The following is a 25544-nucleotide window of genomic DNA, read 5'->3' as shown; positions in this document are numbered from 1 at the left end:
ATATGATACATTTTAATGCCGCATCCCTTATAGGGAAAACAAGAGATGCCATGAACAAGCTGATTGTAGCCGAGCTTGAGAAGCATCAGATCTTTGATATTGTCCCCTCTCATGGAGATATCCTGCTTCATCTCTACCAAGAGGATGGATTGTCTATCAAGACACTGGCTGACAGGATTCACCGTACCCAACCAACTGTGACAGTCCTGGTAGATAAGCTACAAAAGTTCGGCTACGTTCAGCGAATCAAGAGCCATCAGGATAGTCGTGTAACGTTAATTCATCTGACGGATAAGGGAAGAGAACTGGAGCCTGTATTTCGAGACATTTCAGACACCTTGAATCAAGCCATTTATGGCAGTCTAAGCCCGGCCGAGCAGGAGCAACTGGAAGTATGGCTAGGCGATATTTTGCAGCGTTTATCGACATAAGATGTGCGCTGTCTTTTTTTAACGAAATACATTGATGTCTATGCAATCAATGATTATCATGCGGCATAATGCACGCGCCACAGGCCATTCGTCGAAATGAGGTTGAACGATCATTGCGCAACAGAAGTTGCAAACAAGCACTTCAGGATTGAAGGCATTGGCCCATTTCAAGGCAGAGTCGCCATGTTGGATAGCTATGCAAAATGCTCATATAATATAGTACCTATATTCAATTTAATGGAGGAATCTAGATGAAACATGTAATCGTATTTGCACACCCGCACACTGACAGCTTTAACCGAGCCATTCTGAACACTACAGTTCAGGCCCTGGAGAGTAACGGGCATGAGGTCATCGTTCGTGACCTGTATGAACTGAATTTTGAGCCTGTACTGACTTCTGCAGACACAGCCGCGATGAGAGCAGGACAGACACCTGAGGATATTAAGACCGAGCAAGACTACATCACGGCAGCAGACGTCGTGACCTTCATTTATCCGATCTGGTGGACAGGGCTGCCAGCCATTCTGAAGGGATATGTAGATCGGGTATTTGCCTACGGCTACGCATATGCTTATGAAGAGGCAGGCATTGCCAAGCTGCTCAAGGGTAAACAAGGCCTTATCATTAATACGCACGGAACACCGAAGGAGGTATACGACTCCATTGGCATGACGGATGGTCTGAAGATTACGTCCACGAATGGTATTTTTGATTTTGTCGGTATTGAATCCGTGGACCACCTTCTCTTTGGTGGAATTGGTAGCCTGAGCGAGGAAGCCTATGCTGATATTTTGAGCCAGATTAAAAATCGTGTCAGCACACTGTTCCCTCAATAAGTGGAGCAGCTCAAGCTCATGAAGAAGCAATCTCCTCAGACTGCACTATCGGCATTAGCAGAGCTTGATCAGTTGCACTAACAGCTACAATTCATGAACAAGGAAACAATATAAAGAAAAAACAGGGCTCAGAGGTTAATCACTGTATCACATGTGATATGACTCTGGCCCTTTATCTTCTTACAGAAACATGGCAAGGCTTCCCCTCTACTTGGCAACAGCCTCGGCACTGAAGCGCTCGAATCTGTACTTGAGTAGTCGCTCAGGCAGAGCCTGCAAGCGTTCCTCGTCTCTGGAGGCAACCGCCCAGTCGATTAGAGCATCATAGTCCGCCTCTTCTTCTATCCGTCCAAGCCAGATCGGGCCTTCCGGTGTCTGGATGGACACGACATTCGCAATGTCACACGGGCCAAGACAGCCGGTAATCGTGAGCTGTACGGATTTCAGCAGCTTCTCTTCCTTCCATCTACTCTTCAGCCGATCCATGGGAATACCTGGCTTGCCCTTCTCCGTTCGTCCGCAGCAGCAGCCGTTGCAGACCATCACTTGTCCTAATACTCTTCGTTTCGTTGTCACCTGTTCCATTTGCCCATTCACTCCTGTCCAATTGATTCCCCTCAACACACAACAACACCCCTGCATCCTTATCGGATCAGGGGTGTGTACATACGGAAATAAGCCTGCCAATACTGAGCTACCACAACAGGAGCCTCAGCATTAGGCAATCCTTCCTCCGGCATCTGGCATAGCGGGGCTTTCCCACACCATCTACGAGATGCTATGTACACCGTTCCTTTCCTCGAAGGGGGTGCTGCTATCGACTTCAGGTAGGTCTTCTGGCTCCCGGATCAGTACACCGTCTCCTGTCTTCCCCAGCCTCAATGGCAGAGTGACTTGTCTTGGAGATGTGCTCCCCGGTTACAGCGGCGGGACCGCTAGGGATTCTCACCCTATTCCCTGTTACCCTTTGTGAGATCACAAAGGCACCTGAATTCTAAGTATGTTCTAGCTATACAAGCTATGCCAACATTCCACAAATCTTACTGTGAGCTGAATCTGTACAGACTGGCCATGAGCTTATTCTGCAATCAAGACGGCACAGTCGCTGTATAGCCAACAGCTAATGGTATTGACACTTCTCCTCATTATATAGAATGATTCCAGCCTTGACGAGCCCCATTTAGACTAAGAGCTCAAGGCTACCGCTTCTGACATGAATCATAACGCATTATGTTCATTCCAGCACTTCATTTACTCTTTAGACTGTGATAGTCCCAGTCTTCGCGAGCGCTCAAGACGCATTAGCTGACATTCGTAAATTGGCTGGTATAGAGCGATGCATAGAACCCCTTTCGCTCAAGCAGGTCTTGATGCGTACCCTGCTGAGCAACTCGGCCATCCTTCATAACCAGAATCAGATCTGCATCCTGAATAGTACTCAAGCGGTGGGCAATGACGAAGCTCGTTCGGCCTTCCATCAATGTCTTCATAGCATCCTGAATATACATTTCTGTACGCGTATCCACGCTACTCGTCGCTTCATCCAGTATCAGAATGGCAGGATCGGCCAGAATCGCTCTGGCAATCGTTAATAATTGACGTTGCCCTTGGCTCAGATTGCCTCCAGCTACCCCCAGATCGGTATCATAGCCGTCAGGCAGACGTGAGATAAAAGCATCAGCATTCGCTAGACGTGCGGCCTGTACCACCTCATCATCGCTCGCATTCAGTCGTCCAAAGCGGATGTTTTCCCGGATAGAGCCTGAGAAGACATGCGCATCCTGCAGCACCATGCCCAGTTGTCTGCGGAGACTGTTTTTGTCCATTTCGTCAATCGGTATATCATCAATACGAATACTGCCGCTGTCGATATCGTAGAAGCGTGTCAGCAGGTTGACGATCGTAGTCTTCCCAGCGCCGGTAGGTCCCACAAGAGCAATCTTTTGCCCTGCCTTCGCCTCAAAGGATACATCCGTCAGTATAGGATTGTCTGCACTATAGCTGAAGCACACCTTGCTGAAGACGACATCACCCCTTAGCTTACTGCTGCTGGTCAACTGGACCTGTTCTCTAGTCTGCGCAAGAGCATGGGATGGCCTACTCGCATGCTGGATCACACGGTCCTGATCTTGATGACTGTCATGATGCTCTTCCCGTTCGGTCTGTCGCTCATCATACTCGGTCTTCATATCCATAATCTCGAACACTCTTTCCGCCCCGGCCACTGCGGATTGGATCAGATTATACTGGTTGGCAAGCTCGGTTACAGGGCGACCGAATTGTTTGGAATAGTTCAGGAAGCTCACAATGACACCAACTGTAGTCCAATCGTGAAAGGCCATCCAGCCTCCAATAGCTGCAATCAGCGCAAAGGTAAAGTTATTCACCAGGTTCATCACGGGCCCGACCATGCCGGAATAGATCTGGGCTCGTTTACCAACTCTGTTGACCTGCTGACTAATGGTGCGAAAGCGAGTGATCTCGTCCTGCTCGCGCCCGTATTGCTTAACGACCTTCTGACCACCGACAATCTCCTCGATGTATCCGTTCAGCTCTCCAAGGTGGCGCTGCTGCTCTTTGAAATACTTTCGGGTTGCACGTGTAATCTGACGCGTAACCAGCAGCACCAGTGGAATGCTTAGCAGCGCCACGGCTGTAAGCGGAACATTCAAGAGCAGCATAATAACCAATGAGCCGATCAGCGTAATCACACTATTCAATAGCTGTGTAACGCTCTGATTCAGGGAGTTCGATATATTCTCAATATCATTTGTCGCCCTGCTCATCAGCTCACCATTACTTCGAGTGTCGAAGAACCGCACAGGCAACAGATGATACTTGGCGAAAAGGTCTCGACGCAGCTCCTTGACCGTTCCCTGGGAGACGCTGGACATGACATAGGCCTGAATCCAGGTGAGAGCACTACTCAGCAGGTACACCCCCAGGATCAGCAAACATATACGCACCAAGCCGTAATAATCACGTGGAATAATATAATCATCAATGGCTCGCCCGATGAAATATGGGCCTGCAAGTGTGGCCAAGGCTCCCAGCAGCGTAGCCGCATAGACCATGAATAGTCCCGCCCGCTGGCGGCCTAAATAGGTCCAGATGCGCTTTAGCGTAGCCATTGAATTCTCAGCACGAACTACGGGGACGGGACCTTGCCCGGGACCAGGGCCACCACCAGATCCTCTACCGGGAACGAACATCCTCTGGGCTGGTGGCAAGCCTGCCTGAGCTCTATTATCGCTAGCTTTGTGCTCCGTTGGCTGTGACATAGCCATGCCCCTCCTCCCTATGCTGTGATCGGTAGATGTCTTGATAGATCGAGCTTGTTTGCAGCAATTCTTCATGTGTCCCCTGCGCAGCAATTCGCCCATCCTCCAGCACGAGTATCAGGTCTGCTCCAGCCGCAGTAGACAGACGCTGCGCAATAACAATGCAGGTCGTATCCTTCATCAAGTCCTCAAGAGCTGCCTGGATACGCGCCTCTGTCGCCAGATCCACTGCACTCATGCTGTCATCAAGGATGAGAATGGACGGTCGCGTCAGGAGCGCACGGGCAATAGAGAGTCGTTGCTTCTGCCCCCCGGACAGGTTGACACCCCGCTGTCCAAGTTGCGTATCGTAGCCTTCAGGCATATTTGTAATAAAATCATGAGCTTGTGCCGCCTTTGCCGCCGTGATCACTTCCTCATCCGTTGCTTCCGGACGACCATAGCGAAGATTGTCACGGATCGTGCCGCTGAACAGAAGTACCTGCTGCATGACCATCCCGATACTCCCCCGTAGATGATCCAACTGCATACTCGGTAACGGTGTCCCATCGATCCGAATTTCACCTGCACTCACATCATAGAAGCGTGGAATGAGCCCGACGAGTGACGACTTCCCGGAGCCTGTTGCACCGACAATGGCTACAGTCTGGCCAGGGTCTACCGTGAAGCTTACGTCCTTAAGCACCTGTTCACTTCCTGCCTCATCGTAGGCAAAGGACACATGCTCAAATTCAAGTCGCCCTCTGTGGATCACAGCTGTTGCTGCATCCGGCTCCTCTGTAATCTCAGAGCTGGTCGCCAGTACTTCATTAACACGATCCGAAGATACCTTGGCTCTGGAGATAAAGGCCAGCATACCGCCCAGCATGAGCATCGACATCATCAGTTGTGTCATATAGTTAATGAAGGCGATCAAATTGCCGACAGCCAGCGTGCCTCCCCAGTGCTGCAGTCCGCCGAACCACAGGACCGCCACAATACTGGCATTTAGAACCAGAGTAAGGACAGGCAGATTCAGTGCAATCAGCCGTACCGCCTTGATTGCAGTCCCCGTGTACTCATTATTCACTTGATCGAAGCGGTCTTGCTCGTAATCTGCCCGAACGAAGGCCTTGATGACCCGAACACCGAGCAGACTCTCCTGTAGCACCGTATTGACCCCATCCAGCTTGGATTGCATGGCCGAGAATAAGGGAAACGAACGCTTGATGAGAAAAAACAGGATCAAAATCAGCACAGGCACCGATACCAGCAGTACCGAAGTCAAGCTCGGACTAATTGCAATCGCCATGATCAGACTTCCGATCAGCAGCATGGGAGTACGCACAAACATACGCAGGATCATCTGGGAAAAGTTCTGTAGCTGCACCACATCATTGGTTAGCCGGGTAATCAGTGAGCCGGTCTTCAGACGATCGAGATTACGGAATGACAACGACTGAATTTGTTCGAACAATCGAATGCGCAGGTCATTACCAAAATTCTGTGAGGCTATGGCAGCAAAAATATTACAACCCACACCCCCCAGCAGACCAATGAAGGCCACGCCTATCATCAGCAGTCCGTTCCGCTGAATGTGTGCGATATCTCCCTTCATAATTCCGTCGTCCACGATGCTCGCCATCAACAGAGGCTGCAATAGGTCCATCGACACCTCCAGCACCATTAACAAGGGCGCCAGAATGCAAAAAAGCCAATAAGGCTTCATGAACGATCTCAATTTCCACATACTAGCGTTCCTCTTTCTCTGCATTGGAGTCTTTATCGCTACGGGCAGGCTGCTGCTCCAGCCATTCCATCAGCTCCTGTCTCAGCTTGCCGAAGAGTCGGTTCAGCTCGGTCAGTCGCTCAGGCTCATCCCAGTAGTCGAGCTCGGCATCAGCGATACAGCGTACCAGCTTGCCGCTCTCTGTGTCTGGGTCCTTCCAATCCGAATCCTTACGATCCGTAATGCCTCGGAACTCCGGACGATTGGGTACATGACTCTCCGCGGGATGACACTGCTCATGCTCCAGAAGGAAGGCCGCCCCCGCTGCAGTTATAGAATAGACCTTCTTGTCATTTTGCTCCTCCATGCTGATTAACTCACGTTCCTGCAGCATTTGCAGCACTGGATAGATCGAGCCTGGACTTGGAATATAGCGTCCACCCGATCTGATTTCCAGTGATTTCATCATCTGATAGCCATGCATTGGCTCGGTGCGTAGCAGGTCCAGTAGAGCGTATTTAATTCTGCCCTTCCCGAAGAAGCGACGATTGGAATGCATATGTCCATGACGCAAGTAACTCACCTCATTTCAAATAATAGCTTAGGAGTAACCACTTAGTACCTTGACTAAATCAAACTGGAGCGGGAGTCGTTGCAAGCGAGGAGCCCTGTCGACCGTTGTTAAGCTTGCTGTTCTTTGATCGAAGAGAACACCGCGGTTGAACAGTAAGCTTCAAGGCGGACTCGTCGTTTCTCTAAGGCTTTCCCGCTTTCCGCTAACGACGACGCTCATCAGAACTTTCAATCTGTATCTGATTACGATATATCGTAAAGCTAATATAAGATTACTGTATACGATATATCGTTATAATGTCAATATATTCATATCTGGACTCATATCGCTGATGGCTGGGGATAAAAAGACGAGGATGACAACAGCCTACATCTACATCTACATCTACATCTACATTTACATCTACATTTACACCCATATCTACATCCACATGAAGACTCGACACCAACATCAAAAAAGCCGACTCAGTAATCACCACAGTGATCCCAAATCGGCTTGGTTGTTATCATATTCAGTCAAGATTCTAGGAGATCTCGTATCCTACGTTGAGTTGTATATTTCGTCTTAACCAACCAGTAGCACATGCACAATCCCTGGTCCATGTACCCCGATGGTCAGATCATTCTCAATATCAGAAGATCGGCTAGGCCCGGATATAAAATGTATACCGGCTGGCAGTTGCTCACGCCCGGCCTCATCAAATGTCGTAAGGACCTCTCCCAGCCGGGTCACCAATCGATCCACAGGAATGATGACAATTAACGCTGTCGGTAATAGGCTCACCGATCTCCCCTTATCCGCCGAGGATAATACCGTTACGGAGCCGGTGTAGGCGACGGCGTGATCTGCTACGACGATGCCGAAGTCAGCCTCAGCGGCTCGACTCATCCAGGCTGTGTCTTTCTCCGTATTCCATACGGAGATCTGGGAATGGGGCAAGCGCTCTTCCAGTTTCAAGGCAGCCAAGGTGTCCTGATGCTGTCTTACGATATAGTGTGCGTTCATCTGCTCCGCCAGCCTCTGAATGTATTCCCCCACCTCTGACCAATCAGTGAGCCGCTCAACCTGACCACCTACACTCAGGAAGTTGGATGTGAACTCAGCAATACGTTCCTCCTCGCTCCACTCGAATTCCCGCCAGAAGGCAGGTGAGCCTCGAAAAGGATGACGAGGGGGCTCCGTCACGCGCGGTCGACCGAGTCGGTCGGCAATGTGCTGCATGAACTGCTTCTGTCTGCTTCTGGATTGCTCCTCCATCCTCTGCAGCCATTCCTGATGCTCGCTATTCACGCTTGCCGCCTCCCTTCTTTGCTCGGGCTTGCTGGATACGATCCTGCTTAATCTGCTCCATGCGCCTTAACGTATCTTGCTGCATTGGCCGGGCGTGCTCACGCAACTCCTGCTCCAGTGTCTGCCAGCCCTGCCGGAACGAGCGATCCGCAAGTGATGGGGCGACACGATAGCTGTTCCAGCCCTGAAGCGGGCCCAGTCGCAGCGAGATGCCACCCTGCCGGACCAGCGGCTTCTGGCCGAGCTGACCCAGTCGAACAGCCGCAGTGAAGCGCCGGGAACTTGTCATGACAGCGGCAAAGCCCTTCATGCCGAGAGACTCCAGCTTGTTGCCGTGTCCCTGCTCCACCTTGCGCCGACGCAGGTATACCAGCATGTCATGAAGGGGGATCTTGACCGGACAAGCTTCATAGCAAGCTCCGCATAGACTGGAGGCGCTCGCGATATCATTCCATTCATTCACGTTGCCATTGAGTGCAGGCGTTAGCACCGCGCCGATCGGGCCGCTATATGTCCCGCCGTAGGCATGCCCACCGATATGGCGATATACAGGGCAGGCATTCAGGCAAGCACCACAGCGGATGCAATTTAGTAGCTCCTGAAACTCCGGGTTCCCCAGCTGCAGAGAGCGACCATTATCGACGATGATAATATGCATCTCTTCTGGCCCATCTGCATCATCAGTCCTGCGCGGCCCTGTAATACCTGACATATACATGGTCAGCTTTTGACCCGTAGCCGAACGAGGCAGCAGCGTCGCCATGACCTCCAAATCGGCCCAGGACGGTATGATCCGCTCCATGCCCATTAATGTAATCTGCGTCTTCGGTAGTGTCGAGACCATACGCGCGTTGCCTTCATTCTCGAACAACACCATAGAGCCCGTCTCTGCAATCGCGAAATTACAGCCCGTCATGCCAATATCGGCCTCCAGGAATTTCTCCCGCAGCTTTTTGCGTACAAATCCAGCCAGGATCGTCGTATCCGCCTCTAGCGTCTCCCCGGCCTCCTTCGAGAGTAGCTCGGCGATCTGATAGCGATTTTTGTGAATGGCCGGAATTACGATGTGGGAGGGAGGTTCATTAGCAAGCTGAATGATGTATTCACCAAGATCTGTCTCTATCGCTTCAATATCCACAGCTTCGAGCGCATGATTCAGATGCAGCTCCTCCGATACCATCGACTTCGACTTCACGACCGTTCGCGCTTGGCGACGCTTAGCTATATCAAGGGAAATTTGCACAGCCTCAGCCGCATGCTCGGCAAAATGGATATGAACCCCATTCGCTCGTGCCTGCTCTGTGAACAGATTCAAGTAATAATCCAGGTGAGCGATTGTATGCAGTCGGATTTGTCTGCCGCGCTCGCGCCATTCCTCCCAATGACCATGCTGCTCAGAGGCCATCTTCTTGCCATTGCGCAAACGTTCGGTCGTGAAGCGAACAGCCTTGCGCAGGAAATCATTATTTAGCGCTAACTCTGCGCGATCCTTCACATCCTCGGTCATCATTTTGCCTGTGCTCATGACTGCACCCCCTCATACAACAGCTCTGCAAGATGCATGACTCGCACCGGCTCATTGCGATAGCGCAGATGACCCGCAATATTCATCAGGCAGGCCATATCAAGACCTACCAGTACCTCCGCCTGAGATTCCAGGATATGATCACCCTTCTCCGTGACCATAGCTCCCGATATATCCGGCATCTTCACCGCGAAAGTACCACCAAAGCCACAACAATCCTCCGCAAAGGGCAGAGGTACCAGTTCCAGATCCTTGACGGAGCGGAGCAGCTCCAAGGGCTCGTCCTTTACTCCCAGCAGACGGCTGCCATGACAAGAGGGGTGATAGGTCACCTTATGTGGAAATACAGCCCCCAGATCCTTTACATCCAGCACTTTAATTAGAAACTGTGTGAATTCATAGGTCTTCCGTTCCAAGTCCCGCGCCTTCTCCAGCCATTCAGGCTCATCCTTGAACAGCTCTGGATAATGGTGCAGCATATAGGTGCACGAGCCGGAAGGAGATACAACAAAATCACTATCCTCGAAAGCACTTACAATAGTTCTTGCTGCTGTCCTTGCTTCGTCCCAATAGCCGCTATTGTAAGCGGGCTGACCACAGCATGTCTGCACTTGTGGGAACTCCAGCTGTACGCCGTAGCGCGCGAGTAGTCTGACCATCGCCTCGCCGACACGGGGATAGACTGCATCGCTCAAACAGGTAATAAACAGGGATACTTTCATCATCTCACCTCTCTCATCTGCTGCCGCCTCGTAGCCCTGATATAGCAGGAAGCCATGCCCATTACCGGACCTGGCTTCCTGTCAGTAGCCTGGACAGCTCTCCGAATTTAGCGCTGTCACCTGCTGAGCCAGGCTCCACGATACACGGAGTGACTCTAACAGCATAAGCAAGCGAACCCGGATAATGCCCCTATACTGTCGTAACGGTTATGGACCATTCCTTCAGCCCGGCAAGTATATCTTCGTGTATTCCTTGATCTGTAACAATGGTATTCACTCGCGAGAGATCGGTGACATGCGTCAACGCTTGCTGTCCGAATTTGCTGGAGTCCGCCAGCAGTATGACCTCGTCCGCAATTTCAACCATTTTTTGCTTGATTCTCGCCTGCAGCTCATTGGATTCACTTACGCCGCGCTGCAGATGAACGCCCTTACAGGACAAAAATACTTTATCCACGTAATACGTATCCAGGGAACGCTCCGCCAGCGGCCCAACGAAGGACAACGAGCGCTGTACCAGCAGTCCGCCTGTCGAGATCACATCAATTTTATCCTTGGTGCTTAGCTCAGTCGCTACACGAATTGAATTCGTAAGCACGGTCAGCGGCACATCCGGCAGCTTGGAAGCCATATACCAGGCTGTAGAGCTTGCATCCAGCAATATACGGTCCTTGGGACGGATCAGCTGGATCGCCGCTTCCGCGATACGACGCTTCTCTTCCGCATGCATGATTTCACGCTCGGAAAATGGAATCTCTGGCTGCTCCTCCTTGATGCTGACGGCTCCTCCATGGGAACGCCGCAGTCTTCCCGCCTCCTCAAGCCGATCCAGATCACGACGGATCGTCTCTTCGGTCACCTTGCACAGCTCACTTAACTCAGATACACGTATACTTCCTTTTTCATTGACCAGCTGTACGATCAGTTCATATCGCTCTGCAACCAGCATTCCACTCACTCCAACTCTGAAATTTGCAATCCGGCCATACCCACGAACCGTCCATAAGCATGCTCCCAGGCTTCAATGTCCCTAGGCTCATATTCCGTGACGGGAAAGGAATGACGGATCACACGACGCGCCTCCCAGATGTCGGAGAACACACCCTGTGCCATCCATTGTACCGCTAAATTGCCGATCGCGCTCCCCTCTGCCGGACCTGCCCATACGATTTTTCCAATCGAGTTCGCAGTCCACTGGCATAGCAGGGCATTGTGTATGCCACCACCGACCATATGCAGACCATTGAAGCGCTGCCCCGACACCCTCTCCGTCAGCTCCAGAATATAGCGATATTTCAAGGCCAGACTCTCCAAAATGCAGCGTACATAAGCTCCCGGTGTCTCCGGTGCAGCTTGCCCCGTCTGACTGCAGTACTGCTGAATGCGCGTGGTCATGCTACCCGCTGCCAGAAACAGATCATCATCCGGGTCGATCAAGGTAGCGAACGCAGGTGCCTGCTCCGCTAGCTGAACCAGCTCAGGGAAGGAGTATACGATCCCTTCACGATCCCACTCCCGCTTCAGCTCCTGCAAAATCCAGAGGCCCATAATATTCTTCAACAAGCGGTAGGTGCGACCCACACCACCTTCATTAGTGAAATTATAACGGAAGGCCGTCTCCGTAATCACTGGCTGCTCTACTTCTGTGCCCATGAGGGACCATGTGCCGCAGCTCAGATAGGCGAAGGAGCGTTCCAAAGCTGGCACAGCAGCTACCGCAGAGCCTGTATCATGCTCAGCTGCTGCAATGACTGGTATAGAGTCTATTCCTAGGTCACTTCCGATGCTGTGACGCAACTGACCGGCAGCAGCACCCGGGTCTACCACGGAGCCGAACCACGAATCAGGGATTCCCACCCGACCGAGCAGCTCCCGGTCCCAATCGCCAAGACGCGGATTATAGAGCTGCGTGCTAGTCGCATTGGTGAACTCATTAAGCATCTCACCCGTCAGGAAATACCGTAACAGATCCGGAATCATGAGAAAATGTGCGGCTTCATTAAGCATTGGTGAGCCTGCCTGTTGCATAGCCACCAGCTGATAGATGGTATTGAATGGCAGGAACTGAATCCCTGTCTTCTCAAAAATATGCTCGGCACCCGCCTGAGAGCACACCTGCTCCATCACTCCCTGCGTGTGGGGATCACGGTAATGATAGGGATTACCCAACAGTTCACCGTTCTTCCCGATCAGCCCAAAATCCACCGCCCAGGAATCAATGGCAAGACTCGCTGGCTGTACCTGCATATGCTTGGCCTTGAGCAATCCTTGTAGCAATTCGTGATACAGGCGCAATATATCCCAATGCAGACGGTCGCCGACCTTGACCGGGTCGTTGGAAAAGCGATGAATCTCCTCCACCTCGATGCGGTCGTCTGTCAGACGTCCGAGGATCGCTCGGCCGCTGCTTGCTCCCAGATCATAGGCGAGTACATTCACCAGCTGGCACCGCCCTTGCCTCTGGCAGTAATCTGCTGGGCATAGTCACTAGACAAATACGCCTTCATCGGATCTGCAGGCAATCCCTGCTCCTCGCGAACAGCTCGCAGTAACGGAGCCACATCGAATTCGAAGGCTTGACGGACAGCATCCTCGGCTGCAAGCACATCCCCGCGCTCCGCTGCTTCCGCTACCTCTGCATGATTAATCAGCAGCGCCTTCGCATATTGAGTCTGTACGTTCAATACAGAACGAATCATGGCCGGAATCTTCTGTTCAATATTATGGGATTGGTCGATCATATAGGCAATATTGCTCACGGTATCCTGAATCGCCTGATCCGAATCTCCAGCTGCATCCAGAATCTGATAGAAGATCAGGAACAGCTCATAAGGGTTGATCGCACCCACAATGAGGTCGTCATCAGCATATTTATAGCTGTTAAAATGGAATCCTCCCAGACGCTGTTCATCAATCAGGTAGGCTACGATATGCTCGATGTTCGCTCCCGGCAGGTGATGACCTGTATCAACGAGCACCTGTGCCTGTGGTCCAAGCTTGAGCGCGTAGTTGAAGGCCATGCCCCAGTCAGCAATGTCTGTATGATAGAAGGCTGGCTCAAATGCCTTATATTCGATCAGCATGCGCATCTGTGGAGTCAGTGCATTATACATGGTCTGGAGCGACTCCAGCATCCATTGCTTGCGCTTGCGAATATGCCCTTGTCCCGGATAATTCGTACCGTCCGCGAACCAAAGACTGATATCCCTGGACCCCGTCTCCTTGGCCACGTCTACGCACTCCAGCAGATGCTCGGTGGCCTTCTTGCGAATCGCTGCATCCGCATTCGTCACGCTACCCAGCATGTAATCATCTTCCTGGAACAAGTTCGGGTTGATCGCACCGATCTTGAGCCCCAGGCTCTCTGCATGACTGCGAAGCTGTCCATAATCGTCGACTTTATCCCAAGGAATATGGATCGCTACCGAGGAACACAGACCTGTTACCTTGTGTACCTGGGCTGCATCCTCCAGCTTCTCGAACGGATTGCGTGGCACCCCTGTCTTCTGGAATACCTTGAAACGGGTACCTGAATCTCCGTAGCCCCATGATGGAGTCTCGATCTGCAGCTGCTTCAGCTTCTTCTTCACTACATCCAGCTGAACTCCTCTAGCCTGCTGTATTTCTTCAAATAATTGATATGCCTTATCCGACATGCTGAAGTCCTCCTCTGATTATCGTTCTATATGACCCGGAGCAGCGGATGAAAAGAAATATTCGGAACTGATTCCTGTAACCATGATCCGTAACGTCCTTCATTTCCATCCGCCACTCCTGCATGTGTATGGCTTGTGTATGGGTTGTGTATGGCACAACGATTCATTACTACATAATCATTCATCATTTTTATGAATACGCTGAGAATAGCTTGATCGCCGGAATCCTGTAGTTATCTCACCGCTCAGGACGTGACTTACCGCTGAGTCGACAGATTAGCGCGTAAATGCCGCTGGTACACCGCCATCAATGGTCATCATACAGCCCGTCGTCTTCGCTGCTTTGGAGGAAGCGAAGAAAGCAACGCCCTCTGCGATATCTCTAGGATAGATGTTGACCAGAAGCGTCGTGCGTTTGCGATAGTGCTCCTCTAATTGGTCAGGCTCGATGCCATAGGCCGCAGCTCGTTCATTTCTCCAGTTGGAATTCCAGATCGCAGAGCCTTGCAGAATCGCATCTGGCAGAATCGTGTTGACCCGAATGCCAAGCTCTCCGCCTTCAGCTGCAATACAGCGTGCCAGATGTGCTTCCAGCGCTTTGGCAGAGCTGTAGGCAGTTACATTTTTGCCGGCAAATACGGAGTTTTTGGAGCCGATGAAGATCATGCTCCCGCCCAGCGCCTGCTCCTTCATAGTCTTGAAGGCCTCGCGTGCTACCAGAAAGTAGCCTGTACCGAGCACATTCATATTCAGGTTCCATTCTTTGAGAGATGTCTCATCAAATGGGCTGGAGGTGGCGAGTCCCGCATTGTTCACGAGGATATCCACACCGCCATAATGAAGTGCTGCTTCGGCATAGGCTGCTGTAACCTGCTCCTCATTCGTTACGTCCATCCGTACAGCCAGAGCACGATGCTCTCCAAATTGGGCATTGATCTCGTCGGCAACCTTTTGAGCGCCCTCGAGGTTCAGGTCAGCCAGCACTACATGTGCGCCTTCCTCGACCAGACGACGTGCCGTCTCACTACCGATTCCGCCTGCGCCGCCTGTGATCAGGGCCACCTTACGGGAGAATTCAGCTTCAGCTGGTGCCAAAGACAGCTTGTATAGCTCCAGCGGCCAGTATTCCACGTTGTACGACTCATTCTCGCTCAGCGATACGAAATTACCGAGCGCCGTCGCACCACGCATCACCGCAATGGCCCGATGATACAACGCTCCGCTGACCTTCGAGTTGCTCCAGTTCTTACCCGTATTGATCATGCCGATCCCCGGAATCAGAATGACGCGCGGAGCTGCCTCGAACATGACATCTCCTTCATGCTTGTTCCGCTCGAAGTAAGCCTTGTACTGCTCCTTGTATGCAGCAATTCCTTCGGCCAACAGCTTTCTCAGACCTTCTACGTCGCTAGCATCTGGAGTCCAGTTAATGAACAGCGGCACGACCTTCGTATGCACCAGATGATCCGGGCAAGCTGCTCCTACCTGCGACAGCTGCGGCGCATCCTTACCCGATACGAATTGCAGCACGTCGTCCGCATCGTCAAAGGTCAGCATCATCGTCTTCTCGTCGCTGACAGCTCCGCGGATGAATGGCATCAGGGACGCAGCAATACGGCTACGCTCTTCCGCTGGCAATGGCTTGCTCTTGGCTCCACCAAAGAGCTGCTCCTCATTTACACGTGCCTCGATATACGCCTCAGCCTTGTTGATCATCTCGATCGTCTTGGCGTAGCTTTCCTCAGCCGTATCGCCCCAAGTAACCAGACCGTGCTTCTCCATCAACACAAGCTCTGCCTGCGGGTTATTCCGTACCCCTTGAGCGATCATCTTCGATAATGTGAAGCCTGGACGGATGTAAGGCACCCATACGAAGCTATCTCCGAAAATCTCACGCGCGATCTCCTGGCCGTTATCCGCACAACACAAGCTGATGATCGCATCCGGATGTGTATGATCCACATGCTTGAACGGCAGGAACGCATGTAACAGCGTCTCGATAGAAGCACGAGGATGCTTCGGATCTACCATGCAATTCGCCAGATACGCAACCATATCCTCATCAGACATTTCATCTAGCTCGTATAGCGGACGGACATCCTCCATCCGAAGCCCTGTGAAATTGCCTTCCTTCATTGTAGCCAGATCAGAGCCGCTGCCCTTCACATACATGACTTCGATATCGCGACCGCGGAAATCCTGGATTACCGTCTTACTGGAGGTATTGCCTCCACCCCAGTTACATACCCGGCGGTCTGTCCCCAGCAGATTGGAGCGGTATACCAGCTGTGCCAGTCCCTCCTGGATCCCAGATGCCTTCTGTGCGTCCCACAAACTCTGTACCATACCCATACCTCCGAATATTTTTATTTGTTAGCGTTATCATGAACTTAAAAAGACTATATCATCTTTGTTTGTCTTTGAAAACACAAATAAACAAAAATATTCAAAGTGATTTTATTCTCAAACTCAAAATAAAACCGTAACAAACCTCACTATGGTTCGTTACGGCTTTATTTTTTTTCGTTTTCTCTGTTGTTCACTTGGTTAATTACAGAATTTTACGGAACATTGCAATAACTTCATCCTTGGTAGGTGTAAAAGGATTTCCCGGTGCACAGGCATCCTTCATTGCATTGTCAGCCAGCAGCTCCAGATCGACTTCATTCACACCCAGCTCAGACAATGTGGCTGGAATGCCCACCTCTTGTGACAAACGCTTGATGGACTCAATGACATAATCCGCACACTCCTGATCCGTCCGCTCTTCAACATTCAGGCCTATCGCTCTTGCAATCCCGCGGAAGCGGTGTGGCACATGCTTGGCATTCTCCTCCTCCACATAGGGCAGCAGCATCGCATTGCACACCCCGTGAGGCAGGTCATACACGCCGCCCAGCTGATGTGCCATCGCATGAACATAGCCAAGACCAGCATTATTGAACGCCATACCGCCAAGAAATACAGCATAGACCAGCTGCTCTCTGGCCTCTAGATCATGGCCATTCGCCACTGCACGCGGCAGGTATTGGAAGATGAGTTCCACCGCAGCCAGCGCCGTAGCATCTGTCACAGGATAAGCGCCTGGCGTGACCAGAGCTTCAACCGCATGCGTAAGCGCATCCATACCTGTCGCTGCTGTCAGATCTGCCGGCTTATCGACCATTAATTCCGGATCATTGACCGAGATGGATGCGAGGCTGTTCTTGTCCACCATGACCATCTTTACCTTGCGTTCCTCATCCGTAATGACATAGTTGATGGTGACCTCACTGGAGGTGCCTGCTGTCGTATTCACCGCGATAATCGGGAGTGATTTATGCGCAGATTTGTGAACGCCTTCATAATCTCTGATATGTCCGCCATTCGTTGCAATAATTCCTATGGCCTTAGCCGTATCCTGCGGTGAGCCTCCTCCAATGGAGATCAGCGAGTCGCAGCCTTCCGACTTCAGGAATTTAACACCATCATGCACATTTTTACAGGTAGGATTGGGTCTTACATCGCTATAGACTGCATAAGGGATCGCAGCTTCATCCAGAATCGTTAGTACCTTGCCGGCAATGCCACTCTTCAGCAGAAATGCATCCGTAACTACAAGTGGCTTGGAGAGCTTCATCTCCTTCAGGCTAGGTCCAATCTCCTGCAGGCAACCTTTACCCATCACATTCACGGGCGGAACGTAGAACACATGCGTACTCATGGTTATCCTCCTCTGACACGATTATAGGCCTTTGCGTATACAATGAGCCAATTCCCATCATAGACGGGCCCGTGCCGGATGACTGCGAACAAAATCATAGTCGGGTTAGCCATTCTGGGCTACTGTAAGTTGCCGATTCTACGCAATTAGGACAAGTGCACAGCGAAAAGAGGCCTTAAATCTCGCTTTTTTTGGGTAAAGGCATAGGAGTCTCTCCGTCTACGGACATATACTATCCTGAGTATCCAAAGTCCGCATAACTTACCCGGAAGCAGGTGATTGACTTGGCGAAAAAGGGGATTTCCGGCAAGAAAGCAGCTCCTTCACAATCGAACGGCTTACAGTTCCTGGACGATCTTTCGGCGGATGACCTGGCCATTCTCGGCTCCTTTTTTGGCGTACTAAGCGACATGTTCGATCTGCTGTCCTTAATCAAAATCAAGTATAGCAACGAGAAAGGGCCTATTAATGCGGATCTGTATGACATCACGCTGCTGGACGAATGGAATAGAAGGCGACAACGTTGAACATAACCCCTTCATTCACGTGGGGGCTCACGGTGGACAAGCTTGTTAGCGAGGCCTGGGGATGCGACTGGAATTATTTATAATCCTGATATGTAAAATTTGATTCATTGGCTCAATATCTATAAACAATGAATTGCTTTCCGTCGAAAATGATAGTATGAGCATCGGAAAGGAGGCACACAGTAATGCATGAGCATGATCATGAGCACAATCATCCCGTACTGGATCATCCCCAGGCAGTCATCCTCAAGCTGGTTGATGAGACCATCGTATTCGGATGGTTACGACCGCTACCAGGAACGGATCAATGGATACTGTATGACGATCATAATATGTATCAACTCTCTAATCAGGATATCAAGAGCGTTACCAAGGTTATCGTCTAAATCGTGGTGGGATATTGCTGAAGCTGAGCTAGTGCTACTGCAGTCCCCGAATCAGCCCGAATATGGCAATCCATAATACAATGCTGATGAGGATTCCCCAAAACATACCTTTAAAAAGCTTCATCTCACCAGTCAACCTTTCCTGAAATTTATGCAATTATAGCACGAATTCCTCTTAAATCTAAAATGCCTGGCCCTGACCTTACGCATCATGGATCACGCAGCCTTGCCAGTCGGGCCACACATACTTCTGCTCTACGATACATACATATGGCAGCCACAGGGCCTACAGCCTGCTTAGGTCCTGCATTCACTTCCTCCCTCTAACTTTGCTGTTCTGCTTGCAAGGATGATTGCAAGTAGTCCATTGGCGCGGTCCGCAGCCTCTCACACACGCTCTCGTTTCTTTTTTTGAAAATAAGAATATTAAAAAAATCACATTCCCATAAAAAAGTAATGAAAATTTTCCGAAAACATTGTATAATTAGTGACATAAAGATGAGAGACAGTTCGCTGTTCCGGGGGTTTTTACGGATTAACTAATTGAACGGAGGAATTCGATATGCCTACTATCGAGAAAGTGCAATATTTGAAATCATTACTTCCACGCGAGCAACAAGGAATTAGCCATTATGTGGAGCATGCTCTGGAATCCATTGATCAATTGGTAGAGGAGCACCGCAAATTTATCGCTGCCCAGGCACTATATGGAGAGAAAGTGGTCGGACGCGAGGAGGAGCTCTTCCGCACCACCATTTATGACATTAAGCAACAGCTGCTCGCTACGCTGGAGAAGACTGTAGAGGACTTCATGCATAAAGGCGACAAGAATTGGACCAACCATTACAAGGATGGCGTAGAGTAATTGTAGATCAGAGTAACCACACAGTAGCAACAGAGTCAACAAAAGCAGCATGGTGCCTATTCGGCCTCATGCTGCTTTTGTTATTGTATAGCAGGAACAACTTCAGATAACACATGCTAATTACCTTGCCCTCTTAAAGATCGCACCACAAATGTATAATGACGCTTGTCCAGCCTACGTCCATCCTGCAGCACCACTTCATTCGGTCCATGACTGCGTAGTCTGCAGGCATACGCCAGAATTCGATCTCCCTCCCAGATCGTCACGACCGATTGAAAATACACCGCATTATCAAATTGCAAGGATTCCTTCATGATATAACCCACCACATGCGGAGCCGCAACAGAAGGTAGACGACGTTCCTTTAACGGTGGGGCTGCCTGAATCGTCAGAATATCCTGAAAGGGGATCTGAAGCATACGCGGGGCAAGGACCACACTTTGCTGTGAATAATTGATATGCTCCAAGGTTCCCCGTAGCTTGCGCTTGCCCTCTGGTCCGCAGGACACGATGACATGGCGGCCGATCCAGTGGCGCATGTGCCCCCCTCCGTTCGTCATAGGTTCTGAAGCTCCCAGTTAATCGGTTGCTGCTGCTTGCTCAGCAGGAACTCATTCGTCCGCGAGAATGGACGGCTACCAAAGAATCCTCGATGTGCCGCGAAGGGACTGGGATGACTGGATTTAATGACCAGATGCTTGCTCTCGTTAATGAATTCACCTTTTTTTTGTGCATGACTGCCCCATAAGATGAATACTATTGGCTCCTCGCGCTCATTAAGCGCTGCAATGACGGCATCGGTGAACTGCTCCCAGCCTATGCCTTGATGGGATTGAGGCTGTCCTTGGCGTACCGTAAGTACATTGTTCAGCAGCAATACGCCTTCCTCTGCCCATGGAATGAGATAGCCGTGATCAGGAATAGACAGATCAAGGTCCGACTGCAGCTCTTTATATATATTTTTCAGTGAAGGTGGTACTCTGACGCCAGGCATAACCGAGAAGCTGAGCCCATGCGCCTGTCCTGGGCCGTGATATGGGTCCTGTCCCAGAATGACGGCTTTGGTACCCGAGAAGGAAGTCAGCTTAAGCGCAGAGAACAGATTCTCCTTGGACGGATATACCTGATGAAGCTTGTATTCTTTAGCGAGCGTATATCTCAGATCGTTAAAATAGGGTTTGTTTATTTCCTCATGCAATACCTCATCCCAATCGTTACCGAACACTTTCATTCTCCCCTAACCTGTTTAAAATCATGTACGTACGGGCTGTCCATGCGATCCAGCAGTTCTGGAGCCAAGCACAAAAGCCGACCCCGTGAGTCCGGAGCCGGCTTCGTTACTGGATACTCTCACAGGAAATACCGTTCAGCAAATAATCAATACTATACCATTTTTCGCCTGTACATACAACATCACAAGACTATATACGGCCCAGTATCTCAATTCCCTGTCGAATCTGTTCATCCGAAGGTGTCGAGAAATTCAGACGGAAGGCATTGCAGGAAGCTGTCGCATCGACCAGAAAGGCGGTACCAGGCACGACTGCTACGCCTCGTTCAGCGGCTGTCTTGCAGTAGTCCAGCATGGAGATCCCGGACGGCAGCTCACACCAGAGGAAAAGTCCTCCATCTGGTCTCGTGTACGTGACAGACTGCTGCATGTGAGCTTCCAGACTCTGCTCCATCAGGTCGCACTTGCGACGATAAATGTCCCGTATATTGGCGATATGGCCTGCATAATCGTATTCTGTCATGAATTTATGAGCCAGAATCTGAGGAAGCATCGCTGTATGCACGTCCTCCCCCTGCTTGGCGACCACCATCTTGGAGACTACCTCATCTGGGGCCAACACATAGCCGACACGAAGACCTGCCGACAATATTTTGGAGAATGAGCCCACATAGATGACCAGTCCCTCCTCGTCCATGGACTTGATGGTCGGAACATCCTCACCACGGAAGCGGAGCTCTCCGTATGGATTATCCTCCAGAATCATAACCCCGTAGCGTTGGGCCAGCTCATAGACCGCTTTGCGCTTTTCCAGTGATGTCGTGATGCCCGTCGGATTCTGAAAGCTAGGAATCAGGTAGATGAGCTTGACATTCTTCTCGGTCTGAAGCGCCTGCTCCAGCAAGCCGATATGGATGCCATCGGATTCCATAGGAACCCCTACCAGTCTCGCGCCAGAGGAACGAAATGTATTCAAGGACCCAATGAAGCTGGGACTTTCGCAAATAATGGTCTCTCCCTCATTGCAGAATACTTTACAAGCGAGCTCAATACCCTGCTGCGCGCCGGAGACGATCATCAGCTCGTCCATGTCTTTACCGCTGGCAAATCGGGTGTGCAAATGATTCTTCAGGACGTCGCGCAAAGGCGCGTAGCCTTCCGTAATTCCATATTGCAGAGCAGCTACTGGCATTTCTTCCAGAATGGACTGTGTATAGGCCCGGATCGCCTCGACCGGGAAAGTCTCAGGTGCGGGATTGCCCGCAGAGAACGGAATGACGTTCTGACCTGATGTGGCCTTGAGAATCTCGCGAATAATGGAGGGTTGCATAGCTGTGAAACGGTTGGAAAATGAATAATTCAATGGCCTCGTGCCTCCTGAGCATATGTATTGAAATTCCGTCCCTGTGTACGGCTAAAATTTATTATATTATACACCAGAGCATTTTGCATAAATCCAAAGAACGACTTCTAATCAGCAAGATATGGATCAGGGTGATTCTTCCTGTCCATATCTTGTATTCCAAAAGTGATTGAAATCGAATTATGCAAAATGCTAACCAAAGAAATTCACATCCAAGAGTTCTCCCCACCGAGCTTGACATACCCTATTCATTTCATGAAAAAAAGCCTTCCTAAGCAAGTACAAAGCTCAGGAAAGCGTTCTATGATTTCAGCTATCTTTAATAACTATCTTTAACAGCTACTTTAATTAGCTATCTCCTGTTGGTGTTACCGCTGACCGTGTTGCCACTGCCACCCTCCACACTGACGGAAGTCCCTGAAGTATCGGTGATATTATCCACAATGCGATTATTACTGGAGTTCGTCAGGCGAATGCCGAAGTTGCTGAAGCGGGAGTGTGTCTCCATCCGATTGCGGGAGATCTCATTCCCATTCGCGCCAGACAAACGAATTAGCTCGGGGCTGAGTGAAGCATCTGTCTGCTGAATAATGTTGCCCTTGATCGTATTGTCATTCGCCTCAATCAGCATCCCCTGAATACGAGAGTTCACAATCGTGTTATTCTCGAAGGTATTATTAGTAGCCCCTGTAAGTACGAAGATTCCGCGTGGATAGTTCACAATTCGGTTGTCTTTGATAATATTGTTCTCGCCACCATTGGGAATCCGGATGCCTCCATAGGTGTCTGATTGCTGTACACTGTTCACAATTTCATTATTCGTGACCGTAGCACGAGCTGCACGAGACAGATTGATTCCGCTACCACCGCTTGAGTTCGTAATCTTGTTACCTGTGATGGTCACATTTCTGAATTCACCCACAGGGAAGCTCTCATGTCCGGCTGCGATAGCATGTCCACTTGTGCGATCGAACACACTGTCTTGAATCGTTGAATCCTTGGTCCGACGAAGGAGTGCCCCTATTGTGGTGTCTCTGATCTCCATATTGGACAACGTCAAATTGCTGACATCCACATCAATGTTAATGCCCCCGACTTGTCCCAGACCACGAGCTGCACGGTTCGTGCGATCTCCATCAATCGTAAGCTTGGACACACTGACCTCCAGATTATTGGAGCCAGAGCGCAGCACCGGATTCCCCACCACGTAGCTGCTTACATTACCTGTCTTCTTAATAATCGTTCGCCCTATTCCATCCCCTACCAGATTCACACCAGCGTGGAAGCGAAGACCGTTATCGACGTAATAGGTGCCTGCGGGAATATAGACCGTACCCTTTTGCCCCTTGTCATAGAAATGCTTCATCGCGGCGTGAAATGCAGCCGACTGATCCTCCGTCACCCCCGCACGTGCCCCGAAGTCACGCACATTGACCTGCTCTGCTGCCTGAATCTCGCTTCCCGTTCCTGGAACATACCATGTAGCCGCCAACAGAGCTACACTTAATACGGCCATCCAACCTCGCCTCCAACGAATACCTGCCTTCATTTTGTGTCAACCCTCCATATTAAATTATTTTATTAGCAATCGCTTACATAGATAATTATAACAAATAATTAAATTTAGAACATTTATACAATTAATTATCATGGAGTTTATTACAAGCCACCTGTTCTCACAGACAAATAGCAGTGCCCCTACATATAGAAGGCACTGCTATGATTTCTAATCTTATAGCCCTTGGCCGATTTTCCGCTTTTTATTTTGCCAGCATCGTTCGGTTTCTACCTTGGGATTTTGCCAAATACATAGCTTGGTCAGCCTTGTTTAGAAGCTGCTCAGCAGACGCAGCATCATCAGGGCAATGCGCTACACCGAGAGATATCGTAATTCGTGAAGGAATCGGCGCTCCACTGCTCTCAATGTCTTTACGAATGATCTCTGCCAGCTCGAAAGCTTCCTCCTTAGCGCAATCCGGCAGCAGCACAATGAATTCCTCTCCGCCAAATCGGAAACACGCATCCGTCGGACGTACGTTGCTCAACACCTTATCACTCACATGCTTGAGCACTCGATCACCAACCAGATGACCATAGGTATCATTGATCAGCTTGAAGCGATCCACATCGAGCAGAATCAGCGAGAAGGAAGTGCCCGCTTCCAGCCATTGCTGCATCATTTGCTCCAGGGATCTGCGGTTCAGCAGCCCGGTCAAGCCATCTGTAGCAGCATCCTGCTCAAGCTGGTCCTGTTGCTTCTGGATATCCGCGACAGCCAGAAATACCGCCTTCGTCAGTAGATCAGCCTCTCTGTTCCAGTGTGATTTGGCCTCAGGCAATACCACCCTTTCCTTGCCGAGCTTGCTCATTAAATCTGCAAGATACACGAAAGGACGGGCCAATTGACGCGCAATCAGAATGACACCGATGAGCAAAATCATGAAAGGTAGGCTAGACACCAGAATTTGGGTGTACAAGTTGTCCATAAGCTCTTTTTGGATTCGCTCCAGCGGGGATACCGCCACCACTCCCCAGCCATTCGAATCCACATAGGAGTAGCCAGCGATCATCTGCCGACCGAGATGGTCCACTGTGAGCTGACGTCCACTTTTGCCCTCTAGCAGACTTTGCACGACCTCCTCCTGGGCCAGATCCGAACCAATCACCTGCTTGTCTGGATGATACAACACACGGCCATGAGCATCCACAATGTAATAATATGAACCGGAATCATCCACAGAATTGTTGCCAAAAATACTTGATAAAATATTGTCCTCCTGTAAATAAAGCGAGCCGCCAACGAATCCCGTATAATTGCTATTTTGATCAAATAAGGGCTGGCTCATGAACACAATAAGTCTGTGCGAGTTGGGTGTTACATAGGGAGACGAAATATAGGGCCGCTGGGAAAGCAAAGCATCTAGTGCATATTTCGTGGTGAGATGCCCTCCGATCCTCTGGGGATTATAGGGAGATATTCCACGGATCTGCCCGTTCTCATCTATACGATACAGGGAATTGAAAAAGTTGCTGGAATTGCGCATGAGATTCAGATAGTCAGCGAGCTGCTTGGCAGTCATGCCCTCCACATCTTTGAGTGAATTGGCACTATACTGCAGACTTCCCCTCATGGAGATGAATAAGGAATTCAATGTCTGGGCCTTGCCGCTGGCATTATTATAATTCAAGCGTAGGGTAGTCTCGATTAGCGAATTTTTCTTGGACACATAGGAGCCTGCCAGAAGGATCGTAGAGGTGAGCACTACGACAAGCGTCACAAGGCCGATTAGCAATGATGTGAGACTAAGCTTCTTGCGCTGGGGAAACATGGCCTTCATTGGACTAAACAAAAGACACCCTCCTAGGTTCGGGGAACCAACGTTTCATAAATACATCATACAACAAAAAACGACAGTCATCGACCATTATACTTTCTGTGATGG

At 50.3% G+C, this 25544-nt stretch carries 22 protein-coding genes and 1 riboswitch; of the genes, 5 read left to right on the top strand and 17 right to left on the bottom strand.

Annotation, left to right across the window (positions count from 1 at the left end; genetic code table 11):
* Positions 1 to 2: 2 nt before the first annotated feature.
* Together K331_RS0101190 and K331_RS0101185 are read left to right on the top strand one after the other, a co-directional pair.
* Positions 3 to 431 carry a MarR family winged helix-turn-helix transcriptional regulator gene (locus K331_RS0101190; RefSeq protein ID WP_025677395.1) on the top strand — a complete coding sequence of 143 codons (429 nt, stop codon included), beginning with the start codon at positions 3 to 5 and terminating at the stop codon, positions 429 to 431.
* A 251-nt stretch (positions 432 to 682) separates the two neighbouring features.
* Positions 683 to 1270, top strand: coding sequence for an NAD(P)H-dependent oxidoreductase (locus K331_RS0101185; protein WP_028588859.1), 588 nt, complete (start codon positions 683 to 685; stop codon positions 1268 to 1270).
* A 207-nt stretch (positions 1271 to 1477) separates the two neighbouring features.
* On the opposite strand, the gene K331_RS0101180 is transcribed toward K331_RS0101185, so the two are convergent.
* The 12 genes from K331_RS0101180 to K331_RS0101120 all read right to left on the bottom strand — a co-directional run bounded on the left by K331_RS0101180 (position 1478) and on the right by K331_RS0101120 (position 17729).
* On the bottom strand, positions 1478 to 1855 hold the full coding sequence (locus tag K331_RS0101180) for a (2Fe-2S) ferredoxin domain-containing protein (RefSeq protein WP_028588858.1): 378 nt from the start codon (positions 1853 to 1855) through the stop codon (positions 1478 to 1480).
* A gap of 224 nt (positions 1856 to 2079) precedes the next feature.
* Positions 2080 to 2276, bottom strand: a riboswitch (cobalamin riboswitch).
* 295 nt (positions 2277 to 2571) lie between these two features.
* A complete protein-coding gene (locus tag K331_RS0101175) occupies positions 2572 to 4551 on the bottom strand; it encodes an ABC transporter ATP-binding protein (protein ID WP_028588857.1) in 1980 nt (659 codons plus the stop codon).
* Entirely contained in the window at positions 4523 to 6280 is a 1758-nt protein-coding gene (locus K331_RS0101170; protein WP_028588856.1) for an ABC transporter ATP-binding protein, read from the bottom strand. Before K331_RS0101170 ends, K331_RS0101175 begins: the two co-directional genes overlap by 29 nt.
* Position 6281: 1 nt before the next feature.
* Positions 6282 to 6833 carry a PadR family transcriptional regulator gene (locus tag K331_RS30820; RefSeq protein WP_051289522.1) on the bottom strand — a complete coding sequence of 184 codons (552 nt, stop codon included), beginning with the start codon at positions 6831 to 6833 and terminating at the stop codon, positions 6282 to 6284.
* A 564-nt stretch (positions 6834 to 7397) separates the two neighbouring features.
* On the bottom strand, positions 7398 to 8123 hold the full coding sequence (locus K331_RS0101155; RefSeq protein WP_028588855.1) for a LutC/YkgG family protein: 726 nt from the start codon (positions 8121 to 8123) through the stop codon (positions 7398 to 7400).
* Positions 8116 to 9648, bottom strand: coding sequence for a LutB/LldF family L-lactate oxidation iron-sulfur protein (locus K331_RS0101150; RefSeq protein WP_028588854.1), 1533 nt, complete (start codon positions 9646 to 9648; stop codon positions 8116 to 8118). The genes K331_RS0101155 and K331_RS0101150 overlap by 8 nt, the downstream gene beginning before the upstream one ends.
* The gene (locus tag K331_RS0101145) at positions 9645 to 10370 is read right to left on the bottom strand and encodes a (Fe-S)-binding protein (protein ID WP_028588853.1); all 726 of its coding nucleotides are present in this window, start codon (positions 10368 to 10370) and stop codon (positions 9645 to 9647) included. The genes K331_RS0101150 and K331_RS0101145 overlap by 4 nt, the downstream gene beginning before the upstream one ends.
* Before the next feature lie 190 nt (positions 10371 to 10560).
* The gene (locus tag K331_RS0101140; RefSeq protein ID WP_028588852.1) at positions 10561 to 11319 is read right to left on the bottom strand and encodes a DeoR/GlpR family DNA-binding transcription regulator; all 759 of its coding nucleotides are present in this window, start codon (positions 11317 to 11319) and stop codon (positions 10561 to 10563) included.
* A 5-nt stretch (positions 11320 to 11324) separates the two neighbouring features.
* Entirely contained in the window at positions 11325 to 12809 is a 1485-nt protein-coding gene (locus K331_RS0101135; protein WP_028588851.1) for a rhamnulokinase, read from the bottom strand.
* On the bottom strand, positions 12806 to 14026 hold the full coding sequence (gene rhaI, locus K331_RS0101130; protein WP_028588850.1) for an L-rhamnose isomerase: 1221 nt from the start codon (positions 14024 to 14026) through the stop codon (positions 12806 to 12808). The genes K331_RS0101135 and rhaI overlap by 4 nt, the downstream gene beginning before the upstream one ends.
* A gap of 276 nt (positions 14027 to 14302) precedes the next feature.
* Positions 14303 to 16372 (bottom strand): bifunctional rhamnulose-1-phosphate aldolase/short-chain dehydrogenase, encoded by a 2070-nt coding sequence (locus tag K331_RS0101125; RefSeq protein WP_028588849.1) that lies wholly within the window; start codon positions 16370 to 16372, stop codon positions 14303 to 14305.
* A gap of 205 nt (positions 16373 to 16577) precedes the next feature.
* On the bottom strand, positions 16578 to 17729 hold the full coding sequence (locus tag K331_RS0101120; protein ID WP_028588848.1) for an iron-containing alcohol dehydrogenase: 1152 nt from the start codon (positions 17727 to 17729) through the stop codon (positions 16578 to 16580).
* A 284-nt stretch (positions 17730 to 18013) separates the two neighbouring features.
* Here K331_RS0101120 and K331_RS28635 point away from each other — a divergent pair, with 284 nt between their 5' ends.
* The 3 genes from K331_RS28635 (at position 18014) to K331_RS0101100 (ending at position 19507) form a co-directional block, all read left to right on the top strand.
* Positions 18014 to 18256, top strand: a complete 243-nt coding sequence (locus K331_RS28635) for a hypothetical protein (RefSeq protein ID WP_226383516.1) — start codon at positions 18014 to 18016, stop codon at positions 18254 to 18256.
* Between the two features lie 185 nt (positions 18257 to 18441).
* Complete coding sequence (locus tag K331_RS0101110; protein ID WP_028588847.1) at positions 18442 to 18642, top strand: hypothetical protein; 201 nt, start codon at positions 18442 to 18444, stop codon at positions 18640 to 18642.
* Positions 18643 to 19204: 562 nt separating this feature from the next.
* A complete protein-coding gene (locus K331_RS0101100; RefSeq protein WP_018886871.1) occupies positions 19205 to 19507 on the top strand; it encodes a restriction endonuclease subunit S domain-containing protein in 303 nt (100 codons plus the stop codon).
* A gap of 116 nt (positions 19508 to 19623) precedes the next feature.
* On the opposite strand, the gene K331_RS0101095 is transcribed toward K331_RS0101100, so the two are convergent.
* From K331_RS0101095 to K331_RS0101075, 5 genes are all read right to left on the bottom strand, one after another.
* A complete protein-coding gene (locus tag K331_RS0101095) occupies positions 19624 to 20067 on the bottom strand; it encodes a hypothetical protein (RefSeq protein ID WP_133567291.1) in 444 nt (147 codons plus the stop codon).
* Positions 20064 to 20732 (bottom strand): uracil-DNA glycosylase, encoded by a 669-nt coding sequence (locus tag K331_RS0101090; protein WP_028588846.1) that lies wholly within the window; start codon positions 20730 to 20732, stop codon positions 20064 to 20066. The genes K331_RS0101095 and K331_RS0101090 overlap by 4 nt, the downstream gene beginning before the upstream one ends.
* 196 nt (positions 20733 to 20928) lie before the next feature.
* Complete coding sequence (locus tag K331_RS0101085) at positions 20929 to 22101, bottom strand: aminotransferase-like domain-containing protein (protein WP_028588845.1); 1173 nt, start codon at positions 22099 to 22101, stop codon at positions 20929 to 20931.
* 352 nt (positions 22102 to 22453) lie between these two features.
* Complete coding sequence (locus tag K331_RS0101080; RefSeq protein WP_028588844.1) at positions 22454 to 23617, bottom strand: glycosyl hydrolase family 28-related protein; 1164 nt, start codon at positions 23615 to 23617, stop codon at positions 22454 to 22456.
* Positions 23618 to 23861: 244 nt separating this feature from the next.
* Entirely contained in the window at positions 23862 to 25451 is a 1590-nt protein-coding gene (locus tag K331_RS0101075; RefSeq protein ID WP_028588843.1) for a sensor domain-containing diguanylate cyclase, read from the bottom strand.
* Positions 25452 to 25544: the final 93 nt, after the last annotated feature.

The sequence above is a fragment of the Paenibacillus massiliensis subsp. panacisoli DSM 21345 genome, from assembly GCF_000426545.1.
Classification (GTDB): domain Bacteria; phylum Bacillota; class Bacilli; order Paenibacillales; family Paenibacillaceae; genus Paenibacillus; species Paenibacillus panacisoli.
This window is presented reverse-complemented; position numbering and strand designations above follow the sequence as displayed.